The organism is Burkholderia pyrrocinia, assembly GCF_018417535.1.
Classification (GTDB): domain Bacteria; phylum Pseudomonadota; class Gammaproteobacteria; order Burkholderiales; family Burkholderiaceae; genus Burkholderia; species Burkholderia pyrrocinia_E.
The window spans coordinates 1,782,088-1,805,970 of sequence record NZ_CP070977.1 but is presented as its reverse complement, the minus strand read 5'-3'; the positions used below and the strand labels follow the sequence as shown (position 1 = coordinate 1,805,970).

At 66.8% G+C, this 23,883-nt stretch carries 23 protein-coding genes; 18 read left to right on the top strand and 5 right to left on the bottom strand.

The window, feature by feature from the left end:
• Window positions 1–6 precede the first annotated feature (6 nt).
• The 4 genes from JYG32_RS08415 to JYG32_RS08400 all read left to right on the top strand — a co-directional run bounded on the left by JYG32_RS08415 (window position 7) and on the right by JYG32_RS08400 (window position 4,426).
• Window positions 7–1,392 carry a cytochrome C gene (locus JYG32_RS08415; protein WP_213265281.1) on the top strand — a complete coding sequence of 462 codons (1,386 nt, stop codon included), beginning with the start codon at window positions 7–9 and terminating at the stop codon, window positions 1,390–1,392.
• Window positions 1,393–1,548: 156 nt separating this feature from the next.
• Complete coding sequence (locus JYG32_RS08410; RefSeq protein ID WP_213265280.1) at window positions 1,549–2,382, top strand: c-type cytochrome; 834 nt, start codon at window positions 1,549–1,551, stop codon at window positions 2,380–2,382.
• 152 nt (window positions 2,383–2,534) lie between these two features.
• Complete coding sequence (gene ccsB / locus JYG32_RS08405; RefSeq protein ID WP_433960845.1) at window positions 2,535–3,755, top strand: c-type cytochrome biogenesis protein CcsB; 1,221 nt, start codon at window positions 2,535–2,537, stop codon at window positions 3,753–3,755.
• Window positions 3,756–3,916: 161 nt separating this feature from the next.
• Window positions 3,917–4,426, top strand: coding sequence for a DUF1269 domain-containing protein (locus JYG32_RS08400; RefSeq protein ID WP_174383207.1), 510 nt, complete (start codon window positions 3,917–3,919; stop codon window positions 4,424–4,426).
• A 130-nt stretch (window positions 4,427–4,556) separates the two neighbouring features.
• On the opposite strand, the gene JYG32_RS08395 is transcribed toward JYG32_RS08400, so the two are convergent.
• The gene (locus JYG32_RS08395) at window positions 4,557–5,186 is read right to left on the bottom strand and encodes a lytic transglycosylase domain-containing protein (RefSeq protein ID WP_213265407.1); all 630 of its coding nucleotides are present in this window, start codon (window positions 5,184–5,186) and stop codon (window positions 4,557–4,559) included.
• A 540-nt stretch (window positions 5,187–5,726) separates the two neighbouring features.
• Here JYG32_RS08395 and JYG32_RS08390 point away from each other — a divergent pair.
• Entirely contained in the window at window positions 5,727–6,512 is a 786-nt protein-coding gene (locus JYG32_RS08390) for a response regulator (RefSeq protein ID WP_249744614.1), read from the top strand.
• 38 nt (window positions 6,513–6,550) lie between these two features.
• Here JYG32_RS08390 and JYG32_RS08385 read toward each other — a convergent pair whose 3' ends face one another.
• A complete protein-coding gene (locus JYG32_RS08385; RefSeq protein WP_213265406.1) occupies window positions 6,551–7,678 on the bottom strand; it encodes a histidine kinase in 1,128 nt (375 codons plus the stop codon).
• A gap of 706 nt (window positions 7,679–8,384) precedes the next feature.
• On the opposite strand from JYG32_RS08385, the gene JYG32_RS38870 reads away from it, so the two are divergent.
• The 13 genes from JYG32_RS38870 to JYG32_RS08320 all read left to right on the top strand — a co-directional run bounded on the left by JYG32_RS38870 (window position 8,385) and on the right by JYG32_RS08320 (window position 19,775).
• Complete coding sequence (locus tag JYG32_RS38870) at window positions 8,385–8,957, top strand: SCO family protein (protein ID WP_433960850.1); 573 nt, start codon at window positions 8,385–8,387, stop codon at window positions 8,955–8,957.
• A 30-nt stretch (window positions 8,958–8,987) separates the two neighbouring features.
• Window positions 8,988–9,662: a response regulator gene (locus JYG32_RS08375; protein WP_249744613.1), complete on the top strand. Its 675-nt coding sequence runs from the start codon at window positions 8,988–8,990 to the stop codon at window positions 9,660–9,662.
• A gap of 182 nt (window positions 9,663–9,844) precedes the next feature.
• Complete coding sequence (gene gspG / locus JYG32_RS08370; RefSeq protein WP_283842727.1) at window positions 9,845–10,294, top strand: type II secretion system major pseudopilin GspG; 450 nt, start codon at window positions 9,845–9,847, stop codon at window positions 10,292–10,294.
• 55 nt (window positions 10,295–10,349) lie between these two features.
• On the top strand, window positions 10,350–11,552 hold the full coding sequence (locus JYG32_RS08365) for a type II secretion system F family protein (RefSeq protein WP_174383204.1): 1,203 nt from the start codon (window positions 10,350–10,352) through the stop codon (window positions 11,550–11,552).
• An 18-nt stretch (window positions 11,553–11,570) separates the two neighbouring features.
• A complete protein-coding gene (locus JYG32_RS08360; protein ID WP_213265278.1) occupies window positions 11,571–13,292 on the top strand; it encodes a GspE/PulE family protein in 1,722 nt (573 codons plus the stop codon).
• Window positions 13,273–14,175, top strand: a complete 903-nt coding sequence (locus JYG32_RS08355; protein WP_213265277.1) for a hypothetical protein — start codon at window positions 13,273–13,275, stop codon at window positions 14,173–14,175. The genes JYG32_RS08360 and JYG32_RS08355 overlap by 20 nt, the downstream gene beginning before the upstream one ends.
• Window positions 14,172–14,702: a hypothetical protein gene (locus JYG32_RS08350; protein WP_213265276.1), complete on the top strand. Its 531-nt coding sequence runs from the start codon at window positions 14,172–14,174 to the stop codon at window positions 14,700–14,702. The genes JYG32_RS08355 and JYG32_RS08350 overlap by 4 nt, the downstream gene beginning before the upstream one ends.
• On the top strand, window positions 14,699–15,265 hold the full coding sequence (locus JYG32_RS08345; protein WP_213265275.1) for a hypothetical protein: 567 nt from the start codon (window positions 14,699–14,701) through the stop codon (window positions 15,263–15,265). Before JYG32_RS08350 ends, JYG32_RS08345 begins: the two co-directional genes overlap by 4 nt.
• Window positions 15,262–15,879: a hypothetical protein gene (locus JYG32_RS08340; protein WP_213265274.1), complete on the top strand. Its 618-nt coding sequence runs from the start codon at window positions 15,262–15,264 to the stop codon at window positions 15,877–15,879. The genes JYG32_RS08345 and JYG32_RS08340 overlap by 4 nt, the downstream gene beginning before the upstream one ends.
• Window positions 15,880–18,177 (top strand): type IV pilus secretin PilQ, encoded by a 2,298-nt coding sequence (locus tag JYG32_RS08335; protein WP_213265273.1) that lies wholly within the window; start codon window positions 15,880–15,882, stop codon window positions 18,175–18,177. It begins immediately after the preceding gene.
• 3 nt (window positions 18,178–18,180) lie between these two features.
• Complete coding sequence (locus JYG32_RS08330) at window positions 18,181–18,738, top strand: type II secretion system protein (RefSeq protein ID WP_213265272.1); 558 nt, start codon at window positions 18,181–18,183, stop codon at window positions 18,736–18,738.
• A 9-nt stretch (window positions 18,739–18,747) separates the two neighbouring features.
• Entirely contained in the window at window positions 18,748–19,137 is a 390-nt protein-coding gene (locus tag JYG32_RS08325) for a type II secretion system protein (RefSeq protein ID WP_213265271.1), read from the top strand.
• Window positions 19,134–19,775 carry a type II secretion system protein gene (locus JYG32_RS08320; protein WP_213265270.1) on the top strand — a complete coding sequence of 214 codons (642 nt, stop codon included), beginning with the start codon at window positions 19,134–19,136 and terminating at the stop codon, window positions 19,773–19,775. The genes JYG32_RS08325 and JYG32_RS08320 overlap by 4 nt, the downstream gene beginning before the upstream one ends.
• 143 nt (window positions 19,776–19,918) lie before the next feature.
• Here JYG32_RS08320 and JYG32_RS08315 read toward each other — a convergent pair whose 3' ends face one another.
• From JYG32_RS08315 to JYG32_RS08305, 3 genes are all read right to left on the bottom strand, one after another.
• Window positions 19,919–21,883: a PhoX family protein gene (locus JYG32_RS08315; protein WP_213265269.1), complete on the bottom strand. Its 1,965-nt coding sequence runs from the start codon at window positions 21,881–21,883 to the stop codon at window positions 19,919–19,921.
• A 165-nt stretch (window positions 21,884–22,048) separates the two neighbouring features.
• Window positions 22,049–23,242 (bottom strand): ammonium transporter, encoded by a 1,194-nt coding sequence (locus tag JYG32_RS08310; RefSeq protein ID WP_213265268.1) that lies wholly within the window; start codon window positions 23,240–23,242, stop codon window positions 22,049–22,051.
• A gap of 264 nt (window positions 23,243–23,506) precedes the next feature.
• Entirely contained in the window at window positions 23,507–23,842 is a 336-nt protein-coding gene (locus tag JYG32_RS08305; protein WP_213265267.1) for a hypothetical protein, read from the bottom strand.
• Window positions 23,843–23,883: the final 41 nt, after the last annotated feature.

The window sequence follows — 23,883 nt, the reverse complement described above, 5'->3', positions numbered from 1 at the left end:
ACAGCCATGACAACGTTCCTAGTCGGCCATCGCGCGCGTCCTCGCTGGAGACATTACGGCTGGATGGCCGTGCTCGCGACGCTCGCGTTGCTGCAGGTGTCGGCCGCGCGGGCGCTGCCGATCTTCGCGCGCCAGACCGGGCAGAGCTGCGTCGCGTGTCATGCCGGCGGACAGTTTCCGGAACTCACGCCGTATGGACGCATGTTCAAGCTGAACGGCTATACGTTGGGCGAGCGCACGATTCCGATCGCCGCGATGGCCATCGGCGATCTGAGCACGACGCGCGGCAACACCGACGCCAGCGGCAACAAGATCAATCCGAAGAACGCCCTGCCGATCTTCGATTTCGCGAGCGTGTTCCTCGCCGGGAAGATTACCGACAAGATCGGCGGATTTGCTCAGTTCACCTATACGAACTACGATCATCAGGACGGTAGCGGCAAATGGAAAGGCCACTGGTCGTCGGACAACACCGACTTCCGCTTCGTCGACCGGATCATCTCCAGCGCAAACGACCTGATCCTCGGCGTGACGGTGCACAACAATCCGACCGTGCAGGACGTCTTCAACACCGCGCCGGCCTGGGGCTATCCGTACATTGCGTCCACGATCAGCCCGGCCGCCAGCATTCCGGCGCTGCCGGTGCTCGAAGGAAGCCTCGCGATGCAGGTCGTCGGCGTGGGCGGGTACCTGTACTGGAACAAGACGGTGTATGCCGAGCTGACCGCCTACAGCACGGCCGACGGCATCTGGTCGTTCCTGAGTCACGGGAACAAGCCGGGGAATCCGGACCACCCGCAGGTTTATCTGCGCGGCTACAACCCGTATGCACGCATCGCGCTGACGCGCGAATGGGGTCCGCATAGCCTGATGGTTGGCGCGTTCGGGCTGAGCGTCGACATTTATCCGAACGATCCGAACAATTTCCCGATCTTCGGCACCGGTGTCACGCGTTATCGCGACTACGGTTTCGACGCGCAGTACCAGTACCTGCTGGAGCCGCACACGATTACCGCGCAGGCGCGCTACGTGCGCGAGAACATCCACGACCCGAACAACTTCGTGCTGGGAGACAGCCCGTCGGCGAATCTCAACTCGCTGCGGCTCAAGGCGTCGTACATCTACCAGAACAAGTACGGCGTGAGCCTGTCGTTCTTCAATACGACCGGCACGCCGGACAGCACGATGTATTCAGGCAGCGCGAACTTCCATCCGAATACGCAGGGCTGGACCCCGGAAATCTTCTGGATGCCGGTTCAGTACGTGCGCGTCGGCCTGCAATACACGCACTTCACCCGGTTCCTCGGCGCGGCGACCAACTATGACGGCAACGGGCGCAATGCGAGGGACAACGACACGCTGTTTCTCTATCTATGGGTCGCATCGTTTTGACATCCCGTCCGGCGTTTCCCGCACACCGGACCGACAGAAGCACGCGCGGCGGGCGGGTGTTGCGCATCTCGCATCGCATCGCGATGCGGGCACGTCTCGTCGTCGAACGGAATCGGTTCGGCAGGCGAAGGAAGTTGCGGCAAGGAGGTGTCTGACATGAACAAGGTGGCCCATATCGTCTCGCTCGCGATGGTGCTGGCCGGGGCGGGTTGCCACGACCTGGAGCGGTCGCGCCAGGTCGACAACCCGGCGGTGCCGGGCAAGACCATCGCGCTGCAGGTGTGCTCGAACTGCCATGGCGCGACCGGCGTGTCGGTGTCGCCGATGTTTCCGAAGCTGGCCGGGCAGCGCAAGGAGTACCTCGTCGATCAGTTGACCGACTTCAAAAGCCACGCGCGTGCCGATCCGAACGCGAAGCGGTACATGTGGGGCTTCACGCATCTGACCGACAGGCAGATCGACGAGCTCGCCGCCTATTTTTCAGGCCAGGAGGCGGTGCCGGGCGAAGCCGCCGATCGCACGCTGGTCGACGCGGGCAAGGCGATTTTCGTGGGGGGCCTGCCGGACAAGGGCGTGATGGCCTGTATCGGGTGTCATGGGCAGCATGGCGAGGGCATGAGCCGGTTTCCGCGTCTCGCCGGTCAGCATGCGGACTACGTGGTGAAGCAGCTCAGGATTTTCCGGGAAACCGACACACGGCCGCGCGGCGCGATCATGAAGTCGGTATGCGCGAACATGACGGAGCAGGACATGCGCGCCGTCGCGGCCTATGTCGAGGCATTTCCGGCGGAAGCCGGCGTACCGGCGAGCCCGCCGAAAGCCGGCGTACCGGCGAACCCGCCGGAAACCGGCGTATCGGTGGGCCCGCCGGAAACCGGCGTATCGGTGGGCCCGCCGGAAACCGGCGTATCGACGAACCCGCCGGAGGCCGGTGCACCGACGAACTCGCCGGAAACCGGTACATCGACGAGCCCGCCGTCCGACCAATGAGCATGCGCCGCCGAATCGGCGTCGCATGCGGCACGTGTCGCGTGGCGGGCAGGTGGCCGGCGCCGACAGTGATCATTTAGGTGTCTCGTCTCCCCCGGGGCGGGGCGCCTCTTTTTCTTCCAACCCCGAGCGGTCCCATTCCGGTGAATACCATGAAAGCGATGCAATCCTCTCGCGGCGGCGCGACGTCGGTCGCCAGACTGCCGTATCGGCGACAACGCGCGTCCGCCGCGGTGCGTGCGTGCGAGCCGGGCGACCGTTCGTTCCTCGCGCGCCTGTCGCTGATCGACTGGCTGTTCGCACTGGCGCTCGTGGCGGGCGCGGGCTATGCGCTCGTGCACTACAACGCGCACATGGATTACTACGACAAGGCGGTGATGATCGGCACCGTGCCGGCGCTCGTCGCGCTCGGCTGGCGCTGGAAGCCCGCGCGGCTGATGATGGCATCGATCGCCGTGCTGTCGCTGCTGTCGATCCAGATCTACCAGGGCGATCTCGCGCGTGCCGATTCGGTGTTCTTCCTTAAGTACTTCCTGTCGAGCCAGTCGGCGATCCTGTGGATGAGCACGCTGTTCGTGCTCGCGACGAGCTTCTACTGGATCGGCTTGCTCGCGCGCTCGGAAACGGGCGCCGCGATCGGCCAGAAGCTCACGTGGGTCGCCGTGCTGATGGGCTTCACGGGGCTGATGGTGCGCTGGTACGAGTCCTACCTGATCGGCGCCGACGTCGGCCATATCCCCGTATCGAACCTCTACGAGGTGTTCGTCCTGTTCAGCCTGATCACCGCGCTGCTCTATCTGTATTACGAGGGCCACTACGGCACGCGCTCGCTCGGCGCGTTCGTGCTGCTGGTCATCAGCGCGGCGGTCGGCTTCCTGATGTGGTACTCGGTCGCGCGCGATGCGCAGCAGATCCAGCCGCTGGTGCCTGCGCTGCAGAGCTGGTGGATGAAGATCCACGTGCCGGCGAACTTCATCGGCTACGGCAGCTTCGCGCTGTCGGCGATGGTGTCGGTCGCGTACCTGATGAAGGCGCGCGGCGTGCTCGCCGATCGCCTGCCGACGCTGGAGGTGCTCGACGACGTGATGTACAAGTCGATCGCGGTCGGTTTCGCGTTCTTCACGATCGCGACGATCCTCGGCGCGATGTGGGCGGCCCAGGCATGGGGCGGCTACTGGAGCTGGGATCCGAAGGAAACCTGGGCGCTGATCGTGTGGCTGAACTACGCGGCGTGGCTGCACATGCGGCAGATGAAGGGCCTGCGCAGCGCGGTTGCCGCGTGGTGGGCGCTCACCGGGCTGCTCGTGACGACCTTCGCATTCCTCGGCGTCAACATGTTCCTGTCCGGGCTGCACAGCTACGGACGGCTTTGACGCGCCCGCATGATGTCCTACCATTTACGGATGATGTCCTACCGTTTTTTACCCATGTGTTTCGGTGGGAATTCCCACTTCAAGCGGGTTGCGCGCCGGACAAGAATGTCGTCAGAGGGGCCGGTGCATGCCTGACGTGAGGTGGGGTTGGGGGAGTAGTCATGAGACGCATCTATTTTCTGTTGCCGACGCCGCAAAGCGCGCAGTCGATCGTCGACGAGTTGCTGTTGCTGCATGTCGAGTGGCGGCATATTCATTTCATTGCGAATCACAGCGTCGTGCACGATGGTTTGCAGGAGGCCACGCTGACGCAGCGCAGCGACTTGCTGCCGTCGCTTGCACGCGGCACGGTGGTCGGTTGCGCGACCGGGGTGCTGCTGGGGCTGATCGCGCTGGCGTTCCCGCCCGCGGGCTTGCCGATCGCCGGTGCCGGTTTCGTGACGATCACGTTGTCCGGCGCCGGCTTCGGTGCCTGGGCGGCGTCGATGATCGGCGTCAACGTGCCGAGTACACGCCTGAAGCGTTTCGAAGAAGGCATCGAGCGCGGCGAGCTGCTGATGATCCTCGACATTCCGAAGGACCGGGTCCACGAGATCGAGCACTTGATCGAGCTTCACCACGCCGAAGCGCATCTCGAAGGCGAAGATCCGACCATTCCCGCCTTTCCCTGAACCGTCGGCCGGGGTGGGGCGGCACATGTTGTCGAGCGTCGCGGCAGCGTGACGTCCAACAACGCGTTCGCATGCGCCGCACGGACTGCGGCGCCGCGGAGCGTATCGCCGGACACATCAGCCGGACCCATCAACTCGAAGCGAGGAGCCGCTTGTAGCGCGCGAGCACGCGCGGGACATACACGCGCGTTTGCGGCGACGACGGAATGCGATAGCCGGCGCGAATCACGGCGTTTTCTCCGGCATTGTAGGCGGCCAGCGTGAGTTCGACGTTGTCCTTGAACAGGTCGAGCAGGAAGCGCAGATAGTGCGCGCCGGCCAGCACGTTGTCGCGCGGATTGAACATGTCTCCGCTCGAAAAACGCCGCGCGGTGTCGGGCATCAACTGCATGAGCCCTTGTGCGCCCTTGTCCGAGATCGCCTTCGGGTTGTATCCCGATTCGACGTCGATCACCGCGCGCAGCAGTTCGGGTGGAACGCGAAACGCACGGCTCGCTTCGTCGATCACGTCGGCGAACGAGGACAGCGCGCCGCCGACCAGCTTCGATGCGGCGTGCTTCATGTCGGGTGGGGCGGGCGCGGTGCTCGCGACGATCACCTTCAGGCCGGTCGTGCCGGGTTCGTTGGTGAGGAGGATTGTGCCATTGCTGGTGACCGTGCCGAATATTTGCGCGTTCGCGGCGCACGTCCACGCCGAGCCGAGTGCCACGCATGCGGCAGCGATCGCGATTCCCAATCCGGATAAAGGTCTGCGGTGCATCTTCCAGGTCTCCTGCACCTGGATTGTCGGCGATGGGAAATCGGACCGGCAATGGGGCACCTCCCTACACTTCGAGGCCGAAACGGCGGCCAAAAAAGATGGTGCAAAGTTGTTACCGCCGTAACGATGGGTAATTGGCCGCAATCAACGTAAATTAACAATCCTTACTACGCATCGTTGGTTTCTTCTCGATTTGGCGTCGTCGCGGCGCGAATGTTTTCATCCATGCTGAAACGCGAGTGGCATTCCCGCCATCGGTAATCACACTGACGCGCTGAAAAACATGAAATCGATACAGCTTTGAAACATTTCAGGGGGCGGCGTGGTTGCGCCGCAGACAGGCGGAATCCGGATCGCCGCAGCAGCAGGCTCGGCGTGCGGTGGCGCGATCCTTGCTGTAGCGACACGCATGGCTGTCGGTTGCCGCGAATTTCAATAATTGATCCGGGCAGGGGAAACCACGCAGCGAGCGTTTCCGGAACTGCGCAGGACGTGCCGATACGGTACGCCGCGCAGGAATGGAGGAACGGGGGGATAGTCGTGAATACCAAATGTCGCGTCGTAATTGCAGAGGACCATGACCTGCTGAGAAATGGCCTCCGGTCGATGCTATGCGCGCAAGGCGATTATGATGTCGTCGGCGAGGCAAGGGACGGCAAGGAGGCGTGTCACCAGGCGCTTGCGCTGGCTCCCGATCTGATCCTGATGGATCTGTCGATGCGCGGGATGAACGGCATCGATGCGTGCGCAACGATCAAGCGGCGAACGCCGGCGGTCCGGATCATCGCGCTCACGGTTCACCAGAGCGAGGAGTATGTGCGGGAGGCGCTGCGGGCGGGGGTCGACGGTTACGTGCTCAAGGACGTTTCGTTCGACGAACTGCTGCTCGCGATGCGCATGGTCATGCAGGGGAAGAAGCATCTGAGCGCGGACGTGTACGGCTACATGGTCGACTCGTTCGTGACCGGCCGCGAAATGCCTGCGCCGAGAAGGGCCTGGGACATCCTCACCGCGCGCGAGCGTAGCGTGCTGAAGCTGATTGCCGAAGGGCGCACCAACCGGCAGGTCGGTCAATACCTGAATCTGAGCCCGAAGACCATCGAGAAGTATCGTGCGAGCATGATGCACAAGCTCCATCTCGCGAACCTGACGGAACTGGTGCTGGTCGCGATGAGCATGGGCCTGCTGACCACGCTCGCGGCGAAGTGCGCGGAGCCGAATATGGACGACGTGCCGACTCATTCGATCGACGGCGTCGGGCCGTCGGAAGACGCCGGCGCGCATGCGAGACTGGACGATTATCCGCTCGGCGGTGTGAAGGATTGACTGCGGATCGACTGCGGGACCGACCGCGATCGCGCGCGTCAGCAGGCCCAGCTCGCCGAGATGAGCGTGCCCGTGGTGGCCGACGACTGGATCGAGAACATGCCGCCGTGCGACTCGACGCGGTGCTGCATGCCGATCAGGCCGAGCCCGGCCGTGTGCGCGTCTTCCGTCGTCAGCGGGCGATGCTCGTAACCGATGCCGTTGTCGCGAATCGTCAGCAGCAGGCCGTCGGCGTCGTGGCGCAAGCCGAGTACGATCTCGGTCGCCTCCGCATGCTTGACGATGTTGTTGAGCGCCTCCTGCGCGACCCTGAACATGTCCGCCTTCAGATGGTCGGGTATGTCGTCGTCGTCGACATCGCAATTGAACGCGACAGTCAGCGTGTTCACGTCGCGCTCGATGCGCCGGCACAGCGAAGCCAGGGCCGCCGACAGGCCGAGCTTGTCGAGCATGGGCGGCCGCAATTCACCGCATATCTGCCGTACTTCGCCGATCGTCTCGCGGATCCGGAGCACCGTCGAATCGAGCAGATTCGCCGCCTCGTCGATTTCGCCGCGACGAATGCGCATCAGCGCGTCCTCATTCATCAGCTTGATGAGCGTCAACGCCTGACCGAGCCCGTCGTGCAATTCCGCGGCAAGCCGGTAGCGCTCCTTCTGCTGGCCCATCAGCAGATAGGCGTGAGGCACGCCCGCGTAGCGCGCCGCGGCCGCATCGTGCGGCTCGGGCTCGAGGGCCGGCGGTTCCTCGAACAGCGTCAGCGACAGGCGCTCGCTGGTTGCCGCGGCGGGAAGCGCCTGCTGGTGCACCATGAACTGCGCGGAGTGGCCGGTTCGCCCGCTGAGCATCGTGTTGAACGAATGACACGGACGGGCGGCGCCTCTGGACAATTCGTCTGCCAATTCGGCGTGGGCATCGTCGAGCGCCATGTCGAACAGATGCTTGCCGACGAGCTCGGCGCTCGAATAGCCGAACAGCGCCGCGGCGCTGCGATTCGCCGATACGAAGGTTCCGTCGGCCGTGAGAATGGCAAGGGCGGCGCCGCGTGCATCGGTGACGATGCTGGCGCCGCGATCGCCCGCGCGCACCGCCCCGCGAAGCTTGCGCATCGCATCGATCAGATCGAGCAGCCTGATTTGTGGCCTGGCGGGCTGGCGTTCGATCATGGGAACTCCCGATGCGCAGTTTTCAGGAAACCGTAAGCTTGCTGCCATTCTAGGACGCGACCGACGCACGCCGCAACAAGGGGAATGCGGGGTTGGAGCATGGGGATATCCCGGCACCGGCCAGCGGGTATTCCAGCAAGCGGACATACCCTACCGGCCTTTGGGGGGCGTCATCCCATGACGCTCGCGACCGAATTCAAGACACTGCGCTGACGAGGCAGGGAAACCGCCATTGCCTTGTTTATCGTCAGGGGAGGTCGGTATGAAAGGGATTGCCAGATCGACGATGGGGGCATTCGTGGTGGCGGGTATCACGATCGCCGCGACCGCCGCGTGGTGCGCGCCCGTCGATGGCGTCGCCGAGGGCGCGGACGAGAACGTCAGCGAGCACGTTGGCGAACCTGCCGCCGCGAGTGTCAATGAAAGTGCGATGCCGGGCGCCGCTGCGAGCGCCGACGACCACGCGATGCCGGATGCCGCCATGAGTGCAGGCGAGAACGCGATGCCGGGCGCCGCCGCGAGTGCAGGCGACCACGCGATGCCGAACGCCGTCGGGCACGTCATGGAGAACGACGCGCAGGGCGCTGCCGGGAGCGCGGTCGAGAAAGCCACTGAAAGTGCACCCGAACGCACGCCCGAAAGCGCACCCGAAAGCGCACCCGGAAAAACCGGGGAAGGCAGCACCGGGGACGCCGCCGGTACCGCCATGGAAAACGCCGCGCCACACACCGCCGGGACCGCGACCGAAGCGGCCGGCATGCACATGCATCACGTCGTGATGCCGGGCACGATGCACACGACGGCCGAATACACGCTGCCGTCGGTCGACCTCGTGCGGGACGACGGCAAGACCGTGTCGCTGGTCAAGGAAGTGGACGACGGCAGGCCGGTGATCCTGACGTTCGTCTACACCACCTGCACGACCATCTGTCCGATGATCAGCCAGACGCTCGAGCGGCTGCAGGGCGAGCTGGGCCCCGACCGCGACAAGGTGCACATCGTGTCGATCTCGATCGATCCGGAGCAGGACACGCCGGAGCGGCTCAAGGCCTATGCCGCGCGTTTCGAAGCCGGGCCCGAATGGCAGCACTACACCGGCACGGTCGAGGCGAGCATCGCGGCGCAGCGCGCGTTCAACGTCTTTCGCGGCGACAAGATGGCTCACACGCCGGTGACGTTCATGCGGGCCGCGCCGGGCCAGCCGTGGCTGCGCATCGACGGCTTCGCGACGCCGACCGAACTGCTCGCGGCCTATCGCGACGTCGTCGCTTCCAACTAGGTGCAACGCGTCCGTCAGGGAGCGTCGAAATTGGAAAAGAAGCATCGCGTGCTGATCGTCGAGGATCAGCATCTGCTGCGCCTCGGTCTCAGCCACATGGTGTCCGAGCTGGACGACTACTGCATCGCCGGCGAGGCGAGCGGCGGGGTCGAGGCCTGCCGTCTCGCCGCGCAGACGCTGCCCGACCTGATCCTGATGGATCTGTCGATGCCGGGCGGCAGCGGCTTCGAAGCGATCGCCGCGATCAAGCGCGATGTGCCGCGTACGCGGATCATCGTCCTCACCGTCCATCGCAGCGAAGACAACGTCAGGGAGGCGTTTGCGTCCGGTGCGGACGGCTACGTGGTCAAGGATTCGTCGTTCGCCGATCTGGTCCGCGAGATGCGCTTCGTGATGCAGGGCAAGTGCGTGATCAGCCTGGACGCGTATCGGGCCCGCGCCGGCCTGCACGGGCTGCGCGAGGCGAGCGCGCACAAGGCGCGCTTGTGGAATTCGCTGACGAACCGCGAGCGCACGGTGCTGCGTCTCGTCGTCGAGGGGCACACGAGCCGGCAGGTCGGCGAGTGCCTGAAGCTCAGCCCGAAAACGGTGGAAAAGCATCGTGCGAACCTGATGCACAAGCTCGGCATCGTGAACCTGACCGGCCTCGTCCACTTCGCGATCGACATCGGCGTGCTCGCGCTGAACGACGACGACCGTGTGTGAAAACCCTCCATTGCCGAATGGCGCAACTGGGGGGGATCTACCCATGTCGATGGACGGCCCTCCCTACTTCTGACGCGTATCGCCCTGAACAAGAATGCAATCAAAGGCTTCAGCGGTGCTGAAGCGGCAGGCGATACAGGGAGAAAGCCGTGCGCGACGAATTGTCCTCGATCCGGCCCGGCATGCCGGCGCATCAGCGGCAGGGCGGCGGGCTCGCTCGCCGCATGCGCGCGAGCCGCGGCTTCACGCTGCTCGAGCTGCTCGTCGTGATGGTCATCATCGGGCTGCTGGCAGGGCTCGTCGCGCCGCGGTATTTCGAACAGGTCGGCAAGTCGAACGTGAAGATCGCCCGCGCGCAGATCGTGTCGCTCGGCCAGGCCCTCGATCAGTACCGGCTCGACGTCGGTGTCTATCCGACGACCGAGGAAGGCCTGGACGCGCTCGTCAACAAGCCGCAGAGCGCGCCGCGGTGGAGCGGCCCGTATCTGCAGAAGGCCGTTCCGGCGGATCCGTGGGACCGTCCGTACCAGTATCGCTCGCCCGGCGAGCACGGCGACTACGACCTGTATTCGCTCGGCAAGGACGGGCGCGGCGGCGGCACCGGCGAGAACGTGACGATCTCGTCGTGGTAGGGCGGCGCAGCCCGGCGGCCGTGCCTGTCGTGAGCAGTCAGCAAGGAGAGTCGACGTGAAGTTCGTGCTGCGTGTCTTCGATACGAATGGCTCGGTCCAGACGCTTCGCCTCGACAGCGATTCGCCGGCAACCGCGGCGGCGCTCGCGCGCTCGCGCGGCCTGCGGGTCGTGTCGGTGAGCGCGGACGCGCGGCGGCAGCGGCGCGGCGCGCGCCGGTTCGGGATGCCGGGCGCGCGGTTCGACGTTGCGATGTTCGCGCGCGAGCTCGCGGCGCTGCTCGACGCGGGCGTCGGCGTGGTCGACGCATTGCGCACGCTCGGCGGCAACGTGCGGCGCGAATCGTCCGCGCAGGTGTATCGCGACCTGCTGCGGCAACTGGAGGAAGGGCAGTCGCTGTCGGCGGCGCTCGAGCACGCGAGCCCGATCTTCCCGCCGGTGCTGGTCGCGTGCGTGAAGGCGAGCGAGCAGACCGGCGGCCTCGCCGCGAGCCTGACCCGTTACTCGCGCAATAGCGCGACGCTCCACGAGCTGCGCGCGCGCGTCGTGTCGGCGGCGATCTATCCGACGGTGCTGCTGTTCGTCGGCGCGGCCGTCGTGCTGTTTCTGCTTGGTTTCGTCGTGCCGCGGTTCGCGACGCTCCTCGAACACAGCGGCCGCGAATTGCCGCTGATGTCGCGGCTGCTGATGGCGTGGGGCGGCATGGTGCACGCGCACGGCGCCGGGCTGGCGGCCGCGCTCGCGGTGCTGGCCGTGGCCACCGGCGTTGCGCTGCGCCGGCAGGCGCTGCGGATCTGGCTCGCCGATCGCCTGCTGGCGCTGCCCGGCATCGGGCAGCATTTCCGCGTGTTTCGCCAGTCCCAGTTCTATCGTACGACGGCGATGCTGGTCGACGGCGGCATTCCCGCCGTTCGCGCGTTCGATCTGGCGCGCGGCCTGGTGGGCCGCGCGGACCAGGCCGCGCTCGCGGGCGCGCTGCAGCAGGTTCGCAATGGCGCGAGGATCTCCGATGCGTTCCAGCAGGCCGGCCTCGCGAACGCGATCGGCTACCGCCTGCTGACGGTGGCCGAAAAAACGGGCGGCCTCGGGCCCGTGCTCGACCGGATCGCCGCGTTCCAGGAAGCGCAGGTGTCGCGCACGATCGATCTGATCTCGCGACTGATCGAGCCCGCGATGATGATCGTGATCGGCGTGGTGATCGGCGGCATCGTCGTGCTGATGTACCTGCCGATCTTCGAGATCGCGTCGAGCATTCAGTAGGCTGCCCTGGAGACACGCGTGGATACCGTCACCCCCCCACCGGAACACCTGCCCGACGCGGGCGCCGCGTTGCGCGACGTCCTGCGCGCGCTCGGCAAACGGCACGGCTCCGGCATTCGCGCGCTCGAAGTGCTGATGGCGCAGACGGCGCTCAGCGCGGACGAGCTGCGCGCGCAGCTCGCCGCGCAATTCCGGATGAAGCCGATCGGGATGCGCGAGCTGGGCCGCCTCGAGCCGGATTTCGACACGGTGCCGTTCGTCGATGCGACGGCGCGTCTGTGCGTGTGCTTCCGCGATCCCGAGGGCGGCGACGCGCTGTTGTTCGCTGTCGCCGATCCGCTCGATGCACGCACGCGCGGCTGGGTCGAACACCGGATGCGTGCGCGGCCGGCGGTGCCGTACGGCTGGGCGCTCGCGAGCGCCGGAGATCTCAACGCATACCTGACCGTGCGCGAGAAGGATATCCGCGCGATGGACTCGCTCGCGTTCGACGATCCGATCCAGAACGCGCCCGATCCGGCGTCGCTCGCGCTGACGCTGCAGGGCATCAGCAATGACGACAGTCCGGTGGTGCGCCTGCTCAATTCGACGATCTACGACGCGCTCAAGATGCTCGCGAGTGACATCCACCTGGAATGCCGCGCGAACGGCCTGATGATCAAGTGCCGGGTCGACGGCGTGCTCACCGTGGTGGGCCGCGTCGAGGGCCGGGATGTCGCCGACCAGGTCCTGTCCCGCGTGAAGGTGATCTCCGAGCTCGATATCGCGGAGCGCCGCGTTCCGCAGGACGGGCGCTTCAAGGCGATGTACGCCGGGCGCGAGATCGATTTCCGCGTGTCGATCATGCCGAACCAGTTCGGCGAGGACGCGGTGTTGCGGATTCTCGACCGCTACCAGCTTTCCCAGGCCGCGGGCGGCCTGACGCTCGAGGCATTGGGCTTCCAGCCGGGCGACACGCGCTTCATGCGCTCGGTTGCGTCGATGCCGTACGGGATGCTGCTCGTCACGGGGCCGACCGGCAGCGGCAAGACCACGACGCTTTACGCGATCCTCACCGAGATCAACAACGGTCTCGAGAAGATCGTGACGATCGAGGATCCGGTCGAATACCAGCTCGGCGAAATCCTGCAGATTCCGGTCAACGAGGCGAAGGGCCTGACCTTCGCGCGCGGGCTGCGGTCGATCTTGCGGCACGACCCGGACAAGATCATGGTCGGCGAGATCCGCGATCCGGACACCGCGCAGATCGCCGTGCAGGCCGCGCTGACCGGCCACCAGGTGTTCACGACGGTGCACGCGAACAACGTGTTCGACGTGATCGGCCGCTTCACGAACATGGAGGTCGATCCGTACAGCTTCGTCTCCGCGCTCAACGGCGTGATCGCGCAGCGGCTGCTGCGCCAGTGCTGCCCGGATTGCCTGGCCGAGGACGAGGTGGACGCGGATGCGCTCGCCCGCTCGGGCATCGACCCGGATACGGCCGGCAGCTACCTGTTTCGGCGCGGCGCGGGATGCGCGATGTGTCGCGGCAGCGGCTATCGCGGCCGGCGTGCGATCGCGGAGGCGCTGCGCATGAACGACGAGCTGAGGCAACTGCTGTCGGAGCGCGCGCCGCTCGGGCACATCAAGGCGGCGGCGCTGCGCCACGGGATGACGACGTTGCGATCGGCGGCAATCGAGCTGGTGCGGCGCGGCGAAACGACGCTCGAGGAGATCAATCGTGTCACGATGGTTGACTAACCCGCTTGCAATCGGCGTCGGGACGCGCGAGATCGTCGTCGGCGTCCGTTCGCCCGCACTGTGGCGACCGCGCAAGCGCGCGTTCGCCGCCGATCCGGTCAGCGTCGCGATTCCCGACGCGCAGTTCGGCAGCGAGACGGGCGTGCTCGACGCGCTGCGCGCCGCGCTCGCCGCGACAGCCGCGATGCCCGGCGGCGCGGCCGATGCCGCCGCCACGCAGGGGCAGGCGCGCGGCCCATTGTCGTCGACGCGCGGCGCGCACGTCGTGCTCGACGATTTCTGGTGCCACCACGCGATATTGCGCGGCGACTTCCGCGCGATGCGCATGCGCGAACTCGAAGAAATCGTGCTCGCGCATTTCTCCGACACGTACGGGATCGACGGTGCATCGCTGGTCGTGCGCTTCTGCGTGCAGCAGGGCGGCCGCGCGCTCTTCGCCGGCGCGCTGTCGCGCACGCTGCACGACGGCATCCATGATGCGGGGGCGTCCGCCGCGGTCCGCATCCGCAGCCTGAGATCGGGTCTTCCGCAGACGCTGAATCGCATCGCGGTGAAAACCGGCGACGATGCGCTGCTGATTGTCGTCGCCGATGCGTTGATGCAGGCGGTCATGATCGAGCGAGGCGGCTGGGCCGCCTACGATGCGCAACGCCTCTTTCCCGGCGAGTTCGGCGACGCGTCGCGGCTGGCCGAACTCGCGGAGCAGTCGTTCGAACGTTCGGCAACGCGGGCCGGCCTGAAGCGCGAGGACTGCCCGGTCTATCTGTCCGGGATCGACACGGACTTCGCGCCGTTCGACGCGCGTTTCGCGGCCGCGCTACGGTTGCCTGGGCCGGCGCTCGACGGCTCGCCCGCGCGCCGGCTGATGGAGTACGCGCCATGATGCCGAAGCTCGATATCGACTTTTGCCGGCGCCGTGCCCGCACCGGGACGAGCGGGGTGATCCTGCTGGGCGTCGCCGTGCTGCTGTGGGCCGCGTGCGGCGCATGGCTGTGGCATGCGTATGCGGAGAACGACCGCGCGCGGGCGAACGTGGAGGCCGCCCAGCATCGGACGCTCGCGCTGCGGCACGTCGCGAAGCCGCCGCCGACGCCGGCCGCGAGGCTCGCGGAAAAGCAGAGCCAGGCGGTGCTGCGCGAACTGACCGTGCCGTGGCAGACGCTGTTCTCGCTCGTCGAGGACTATCCCGACCATGACGTCGCGCTGATCGGCATCGACCAGAATCCGGCGCAGGGCCAGATCCGCATCACGGCCGAAGCGAAGAATCCGGACGCGATGATCGCGTACCTGAAGTATCTGCAGACGAGCGTCGTGCTGCGCGAAGCGACGCTCAACGGTCATCTCGTCGAGGACAACGTACCGGGCAAGCCGGTGCGTTTCCAGATCACGGCCGTCTGGAGGAAGTCATGAAAACCGATCGGTTGACGGACCGCCTGGCCACGCTGCGTTTCGAGTTGCGGCGCGTATTCGGTCTGCCGGGACTCGTCGGCCTGCTGCTGATCGGCGCGGCGGCCATCGCGGTCGCGGCGATCGCCAGCCTGGAAGCCGATACGCGCGCGATGCAGGCGCCGGCCGGGCCCGTGCGTGCGGCACACGGCCATCGTCCGGTCGCGGCGCGCGGCGCGGAGGCGGACGCGGTGGCGCTCGACGCGTTGCCCGAGCTGTTCCCGCGGTTCTCGCAAAGCGCGGACGACATCGCGTCGATCTTCGCGCAGGCGCGCGACAGCCATCTGACGCTCGGCTCCGCCGAGTACCAGGTGACGACCGAGTCGGGCGCGCGCTTCGCGCGCTATCAGGTGCTGCTGCCGGTCAAGGATCAGTACGGTGCGATCCGGCATTTTCTGGCGTTGGTGCTCAACAACGTGCCGAACGCGGCGCTGCAGGAAATCCACGTCGAGCGCCCCGCGGTGGGCAGCAACATCCTCGATGCGCGCGTGCGCTTCGAGCTCATCTACCGGAGCGCCCAGCCATGATTTCCGCCGCCATGAAGCCCGCGTCGCACCGGCGCATCGCGCTGGCGCTGTGCTGCGTCCTCGTCGCCGGCGCCGGGTATCGCGTGCTGGTCGCGGCGATGCAGGAGCCGGCGCCGGTCCCGGCATTCGGCGGCCTGCATCGCGATGGCGGGCGCACGTCGCCGGCGCGGACCGCCGCGCATGCGGCGGCCGCGCACGCCGCGGTGCCCGCGTCTGCGGCCGCGCCACGATCCGCGTCGGCCGGCACGGTAGCGGCGACGCCGCAGGAGAAGCTCGCCGCGTTGCGCGCGCCGGTGTCCGTCGAAGCGGCGCACGATCCGTTCACCGCGTCGTCATGGCTGCCGCCGCCGCCCGTCGCAGCGCCGACGCTGCCCGAAACGCGCCCGGCGCCGCCGTCCGCGCCGCCGGTGCCGTTCACCTATGTCGGCGAGCAGGACGCCAAGGCGGCGAAGCCGCATGTATTTCTCAGCAACGGCGATCAGTTGCTGATCGTTTCGCCAGGTGACGTGATCGATGGCCAGTATCGCGTCGAGTCGGTTTCGGAGTCGAACGTGGTGCTCACCTATCTGCCGCTGAACCAGGTGCAGGTGGTGTCCATTCCGAGGGAAAAGTAGATGAAAACCTCATGCACACGGGGTGCGCGCCGCGCTGGGGACAGCGGCCCGTCGACACGCCTTTCGCCCTTTACGCCGTTCGATTTCCGGCATGCGCCGGCCAGCCGGATCGCGACGAAACGCGCACTGGCGATCGCCGTGGCGCTGCTCGCGTGCGGCGGCTGCGCGCATGTGCCGAACGTGCACGACGATCCGACCAATGCGCAGGTGAAGATCGACGCGTTGCACGCGCGCGACGGCGAAGTCAACCAGTTGCTCGATAACGCCGACCAGTTCCGCAAGCAGAACCAGTTCGACGATGCGGCCCGGTCCGCCTACATGGCGACCCAGCTCGATCCGTCGAGCGAGCGCGCCCGCAGGATCGGCACGATGATCGAGCAGGACCGCAAGCATCTGGCGATCCTGCAGGAAGCGGACCGCATGATGAAGCGCGGCTCGTACGCGCAGGCGGCCGAACGCGTGCATCGCGTGCTGGTCGAGGATCCGAGCAATACGATGGCGGAGCGGATGCAATCGGAGCTCGACGACAAGCGCCGGCAGCAGCACGCGGAACGGGACGACAAGCTCGCCGCTTCGTCGATCATGCGCACGCCGGTGTCGCTGCAGTTCCGCGACGCGAACGTGCGGATGGTGTTCGAGGCGTTGTCGCGGACGTCGGGGCTGAACGTCATTTTCGACCGCGACGTGCGAGCCGACCTGAAGACGACGATCTTCGTGCAGAACGCGTCGCTGCAGGACACGGTCGACATGATCCTGTTGCAGAACCAGCTCGACAAGAAGCAGATGAACGCGAACACGCTGTTCATCTACCCGGCGACGCCCGCGAAGGAGCTCGAATACCAGGAGCTCAAGGTGCGCACGTTCCAGCTGTCGAACGTCGACGCGAAGCAGGTCCAGTCGCTGCTGAAGAGCCTGTTGAAGGTGAAGGAGGCCGTGATCGACGAGCGCGCGAACACCGTGACGATCCGCGGTACGCCGGACATGATCAAGGTCGCCGACGAGATGATCGCGGCCCAGGACCTGCCGGAGCCGGAGGTGATGCTCGAGGTCGAGGTGCTGGAGGTGTCGCACGAGCGGATGTCGCAGCTCGGCATCAACTGGCCCAACTCGTTCACGGTGTCGACGCCGAGCACGACGAATACCTGGGGCGCGCTGCACCATCTGCCGGTCAATGCGCTGAATGTCAGCGGCCTGTCCGCCACCGCGGATTTCAAGCTCACGGACACCGATGCGAACCTGCTCGCGAGCCCGCGCATCCGCACGCGCAACAAGGAGAAGGCGCGCATCATGATCGGCGACAAGGTGCCGGTGATTTCGAGCTCGAGCACGCCGAGCACGAGCGGCCCGTCGTTCACGCAGATGATCCAGTACCTCGATGTCGGCATCAAGCTCGAGGTGGAGCCGCAGGTCTATCGCGACGGCGACGTCGGCATCAAGCTGAATCTCGAGGTCAGCAACATCACCAATACGATCCAGAGCGGCAATTCGCAAGGGCTGAGCTCGCTCGCGTATCAGATCGGCACGCGCAGCGCGTCGACGAGCCTGCGCCTTCGGGACGGCGAAACCCAGATCATGGGCGGGCTGATCTCGGACGAGGACCGCCGCAACGCGAACAAGGTGCCGGGGCTCGGGCAGTTGCCGTTGCTCGGCCGCCTGTTCTCGGATCATGAAGGCGATCACAAGAAGACCGAGATCGTGCTGCAGATCACGCCGCACATCGTCCGGCCGCAGGTCGCGGCGGATGCGGACACGCAGGAAGTGTGGTCGGGCACCGACGTCAACGTTCACGCGGACCAGTTGCGGCTCGATCCGGTGGCGCTGAACGCGGAAGGTCCCGCGGCAACGGCCGCGACGCCCGAGACGAAGCCGGTGCCCGGCAGCGTGGGCGGCGGCACCACGGGCGGCAGGGCGCCGTCGCCGCTGGAGGCGGCGGCGAGCCGGGCGCAGCCGTCGCCGGAGAGCGGCGCGTTCGGGCAGATGCCTGCCGCGCCTCGCACGACGCCGCCGCCCGAACCGTACGGCGGGCGTTTCTCGAGGCCGCCGCCCGCGCTGCCCGCGCCCGCGGCGGGCGCGGCACCCGCGGATGGCGCGGCGCAGGCGGCCGGGCCGGCGGGCAACGAAGTCGCGCCGGCCCCGGGCACGACCGTGACGCCGGTGGCGTCGCCGGCCGTGCAGGCTGCCGCGCCGGCTGCACCGGCTGCACCGGCCGCGCCAGCGGCGCCGCCTCCGACGCTGCAGATGCCGGCGGGCGATATCCCGAGCGATAACCCGCTTCACCCGATCCAGAACGGGAATTGAACCGTGGCCACCCGGACCGGCACGACGCGCAGCGGCTGCACCGGCCGTCCCGGGCAGCGTGGCTTCACGCTGATCGAGATGGTGATCACGCTCGCGCTCGTGGCGATACTCGCGCTCGCGGTCATGCCGTTTTCCGAGCTGGTCGTGCAGCGCCAGAAGGAGCACGAGCTGAGCGCCGCGTTGCGCGAGATCCGCACCGCGCTCGACGCGTACAAGGACGCAAGCGATGCGGGGCAGATCGAAAAGGAAGCAGAAGCGTCCGGTTATCCGCCGTCGCTGACCGTGCTGGTGACCGGCGTGAAGAACGCCCGGGATCCGAAAGGCGGCCTGCTGATGTTCCTGCGTCGGGTGCCGCGCGATCCGTTCTTCGCCGGCGATCCCGACACGCCCGCCGAGGAGACCTGGGACGTGCGCGCGTACGGCACGCCGCTGGATCCGGCGGCCGGCGGTCCGGCGGCCGGCGACGCATCCGGGAGCGCCGAGGCCGGCAAGGACGTGTTCGACGTGACGTCGAAATCCGCGGTCGTCGGCATCAACGGCATCCCGTACAAACAATGGTGACGGTGCAACATGAAACACGCTCGCACGCGCAGGTCCCGCGGATTCACGCTGATCGAAATCGTGGTCGTGATGGCCATCATCGGCCTGCTCCTGACGCTGGCCATGCCGCGCTACATGCACAGCATCGAGCACGGGAAGGAACAGGTCCGGCAGCAGAACATCGCGGTGATGCGCAATGCGATCGACCAGTACTACGGCGACAACGGCCAGTACCCGGAGACGCTCGACGAACTGGTCGCGAAGCACTATCTGCGTTCGGTCCCGCTCGATCCGGTGAATGGCGACGACAAATGGGCGGCGGTCGCGTCGCCGGACGAGTCGAAGCCGGGCGTCTACGACGTGGCGCCCGCGAGCAGCCCGCAGGGCGCGCCGCCGAGCGCGACCGGAGCGGCGAAATGAGCCGGGCTGGCCGGACGGCGCGCGACATCGCGCACGCGCGCGCGATGCGCGGCCGCCCGCGTGCCGTGCGTCAGCGCGGGCTCGTGCTGCTGGCGCTGCTGATCGCACTGATGCTGATGTCGATCGCACTGGCAGGAGCACTGGATGTCTGGTCGCTGCAACGGCGCCGCGAGGACGAGCGGCAACTGCTGTTCGCCGGCGATCAGTACCGGAAGGCGATCGTCCGCTACTACCGTCTGGCGCGCGCGTACCCGCAAACCGTCGACGATCTCTTGGACGACAACCGCTTCGTCAAGCCGATGCATCATCTGCGCCGCGCGTACCGGGATCCGATTACCGGACAGAACGACTGGGCGTTCCTGTGGCGGGACGATCGCTTCTATGGCGTATACAGCAACTCGGATCAGGCGACGATCAAGCGGGCGGGATTTCCGCTGCGATACATGGACTTCGAGGGCGCGGAGACCTACCGCAAGTGGAAGTTCCTGTACCTCGCGCCCGGCCTCGGCCTGCCGGCCAGCGACGCGGCGCCGGCGTCCGCGGCCGCGGACGCGCCTGCCCAGGCGGCGAGCTTCCCGAGCCTGTCCGGGTTCGCGGGCGGCTACCTGCCGGGGCAGGCGCCGTCCGGCCTGCGTTGACGGACGACCGGTCGCCGCGCGCCCCCGGCGTGCGCGCAAAAAAAAGCGCGACGCCCGCACGGGGCATCGCGCATAAACCGGCGTGGAGCGCCGACGAATGAACGGTGATGAAGAAGGGCGCGGGCCCCCTCGAAGCGAAGCGGTCAGGCCTTCGCGAGCTTGATGCTGGTCGGCTCGGCCGTCAGGTAGCCGACGCTGGCGCCGAAGCGATCCTTGAAGTTCGCGCGCACGAGCGGGTCGAGCGTCGGCTTGACCTTGTCGTGCAGCGGCGATTCCCAGTCGCCCGCGTGCTGGAAGTTGCTCATGATGTAGGTCCAGCCGTTGATCTCGTCGACTGCGTGCAGGCCCGTCGATTCGGCGCCGGCCGGGCATGACAGCACGCGCACGAGCGATTTCGTGTCGACGTTGTAGGCCCACAGGAAGTTGTTCACGTGCATGCCCGAGTCTTCGCCGATGAAGAGCGTGCGCAGCTTTTCGGAGAACTTCAGGTTGTCGGGGTTCGCGATCTTGTCCGGGTTCGCGAGGTTGCCGAGCCCGTCGGCCGCGGCGAGATCCTCGCCGACCAGCGCGGCCGGCGCACCCATGTCGACCGGCACCCATTCGCTGTCGATCGCGCTGCCCGTCGTGTCGCGCTGGCTGCCCTTCAGGTTCAGCGCGTAGGTCGCGCCGGCGGCGATCTTCTTGTCCACCGCGACGTCGCGCGACACGGCGTTGCCCTTGACCATCGACGTCTCGATCCGCGACATCGCCGTATAGACGATCTTGTCCTTCGCGTTGACCGTCGTGCCTTCGAGCTTCGTGAACGCCATGCTGCCGCCGAGCAGCGCCGCGTAGCGGTGCGTCTCGAGGAACGCGGCCGCCTTTTCCATCCCCGGCTTCACGCGCATCCAGTTGAACTTGCCGCCGAAGTGGATCTTCGTGTAGCTCGCGTCGTTCGGGTCGATGGTCGTCAGGTCCATGATGTCCGACGCCTTCAGCGTGTTCGCGAGCGCTTCGATCTCGCTGCTCGTCGCGTGGCCGACCTTGATCCACGTGAGCGTCGCCGTGCCCGCGCCGGCGGACGACGTCTGCGTCCACTTCGCGACATACAGCGTGCCGGCCGACAGGTCGGCCGCCTTGTCGGCGACGAACATGAACAGGCCGCCGTTGGTTGCGTCGTCGCCCATCATCACGGTGCGCTGGTCCGGCATCACCTGGATCAGCTCGTGCGAGATGCGGCCGAGGCAGTAGTGCTTCTTCACGGTGCCCGTGCCGTCCGGATTCACGGTGATCTCGGGCAGGTGGCCGTAGTGGTAGGGGTTTGCCTTCGTCTCGTCGCCGAACGTGTTCTTGCTGAACGCCTTGAACTGCGCGTCGGTCGCGACCTTCGTCGCGTCCGGCTCGTACTCCTCGCTCGACAGGTGCGTGCCCCACGGCGACAGGCTCGCGCCGCAGGTGATCCACAGGCCGTGCGCCTTCGACGTGTCGACGTTGTGGTACTTCACGACCTTCAGCGCGCCGTTGGCCGGATCCTGGTCGAGCGTGAGCACCGCGATCGGCGACGGCAACTGGCCGTACTGCGATGCGCTGGCCTGGTCGCGCGTCGTGTATTCGAACTGCACGACCGCAAACACCGTGTTGCCCTTCACGCCGGGCACGTTCGCGTTCTTCAGCGTGAGCAGCGAGCTGCCGTCCGGGCAGTCGGAATAGAACTGGCGCTCCTTGCCGGCTACCGAACGGTCGATGATCGGCTGGTTGTTGATGTCGTAGTAGCCGCCCGCGAGCGTCGTGCCGCCCTTGCCGTCCGGCACCATGTCGCCCGTCACGAAGAACGGCCGGTACGCGAGCTTGAAGTTGCGCGACGAGCCGTCCGAGAACGACACCGACAGCGTCGAGCCGACCGTCGTCGTGGCCATCGCGGCCGCATTGTCGAGCGTGGGCGCGGCCATCGCCGAGAACGTCGCCGACGTATACGCGGCGGCGACCGGGGCCGGCGTCGACGCCGGATTGTCGTCGCCGCCGCAACCCGTCAGCAGGGCCGGCAGCGCGAGACCGGAAAGGGGCAGCATCGGCGCGCCGGCGAGGATCTTCAGGGCCTGACGACGGGCAGCATTGGGCAACGCGGGCATGTGGAGTCCAGTTTCAGTTGTTGGAAGAATGGCCTTCGCGAAGCGGAAGCGGGCGATCGGCAAGCTCCGCGAAGGCAAATTGAAAACTGAACGGAAGTGTAAGGACGCTCGATGAAAGTTTTTTGAATTGGAAACGTAATGTCGTGTCGGGCGTTCGTCAGGCGCTCAATCGCGTTCGGGCGTCGCCGAGATGCGGTGGACCGACAGGTCCGCGCCGTCGAATTCGGCTTCGCGGTCGAGGCGCAGCCCGACGGTCGCTTTCAGCGCGCCGTAGACGAGCGTGCCGCCGGCGGTTGCGATCGCGATGCCGCCGAGCGTGCCGACGAGTTGCGACAGGAACGACACGCCGCCGAGACCGCCGAGCGCGGGCAGGCCGAACACGCCGGCCGCGAGGCCGCCGAGCGCGCCGCACATCCCGTGCAGCGGCCACACGCCGAGCACGTCGTCGATGCGCCACTTGTTCTGCACGCAGGTGAACATCGCGACGAACAGCGCGCCGGCCGCCGCGCCCGTGACGAGCGCGCCGATCGGGTGCATCACGTCGGAGCCCGCGCACACCGCGACGAGGCCCGCGAGCGGCCCGTTGTACGTGAAGCCCGGGTCGTTGCGGCCGGCCATCCACGCGGCGAGCGTGCCGCCGACCATCGCCATCAGCGAGTTCACGGCGACGAGGCCGCTGATCTTGTCGAGCGTCTGCGCGCTCATCACGTTGAAGCCGAACCAGCCGACCGCGAGCACCCACGCGCCGAGCGCGAGGAACGGGATGTTCGACGGCGGGTGCGCGGCGATCCGGCCGTCCTTCGCATAACGACCGTGACGTGCGCCGAGCAGCAGCACGGCCGGCAGTGCGACCCAGCCGCCGAACGCATGCACGACGACCGAGCCCGCGAAATCGTGGAACGGCGCACCGAACGCGTGCGTGAGCCAGGCCTGCACGCCGTAGCGTTCGTTCCACGCGATTCCTTCGAAGAACGGATAGATGAAGCCGACGATGATCAGCGTCGCGACGAGCTGCGGATTGAATTTCGCGCGCTCGGCGATGCCGCCCGACACGATCGCGGGAATCGCCGCCGCGAAGGTCAGCAGGAAGAAGAAGCGCACGAGCGCGTAGCCGCTATGCTGCGACAGCGTGCCGATGTCGTCGAAGAACTCGACCCCGTACGCAATCGTGTAGCCGATGAAGAAATAGGCGAGCGTCGACACCGAGAAGTCGACCAGGATCTTCACGAGCGCGTTGACCTGGTTCTTCTTGCGGACCGTGCCGAGTTCGAGGAATGCGAAGCCCGCGTGCATCGCGAGCACCATGACGGCGCCGATCAACAGGAACAGTGTGTCGACGCCGGATTTCAGACCATCCATGCCGTGGCTTCCTTGCGCAAAAAAACGGGCAAGGAACGCAAGTATCGAGCCAACTTGGTGAACGTTCGCGTGAAATTGGTGCTCTGACACCACCTGGTGCGGCATTCCGGTGAATCGTGCCCGGTATCGGCGCAAGTGCGGTGCATGCCAGGGCCGCATCGGGTGCACGTATGTGGTGCGGAGTGTGCGGATCTGGTGCGTGCGTCGTACGGGTGGATGCGGCGTGGTGCGTCGGCGCGTGCCGCTACGCACCGATCTGGCGCGTCAGTGGCGCGCGAACAGTTCGCGCGGCCGGCGCAGCCGCAACGCGCACGCCGACCAGTACGCGGCGACGGTCGTCAGCCCGAGTGCGGCGAACGCGAGTGCCGCGAAGCCCGCGAGCGACTGGCCGTCGCCGTCGGGGCCGAGGATGCCGTGCGCGACGATCAGCGCAGCCGTCCAGAAGCCGATCACGGCCAGCGTGAGCAGCCGCGCGGACGCGACGCGGCGGGGGCGTCCGGCTTCGGCCAGACGGCGCGCCGACGGCGGGCGCAGGCACAGGAACAGGGTGGCGGCGAGCAGCGCGGCCAGGGCGATGAGCCAGTTGACGAGGAAAGCCATGGAAAAAGGGGGCACGTAAGAAGCGGATTGAAGCGTGCCTA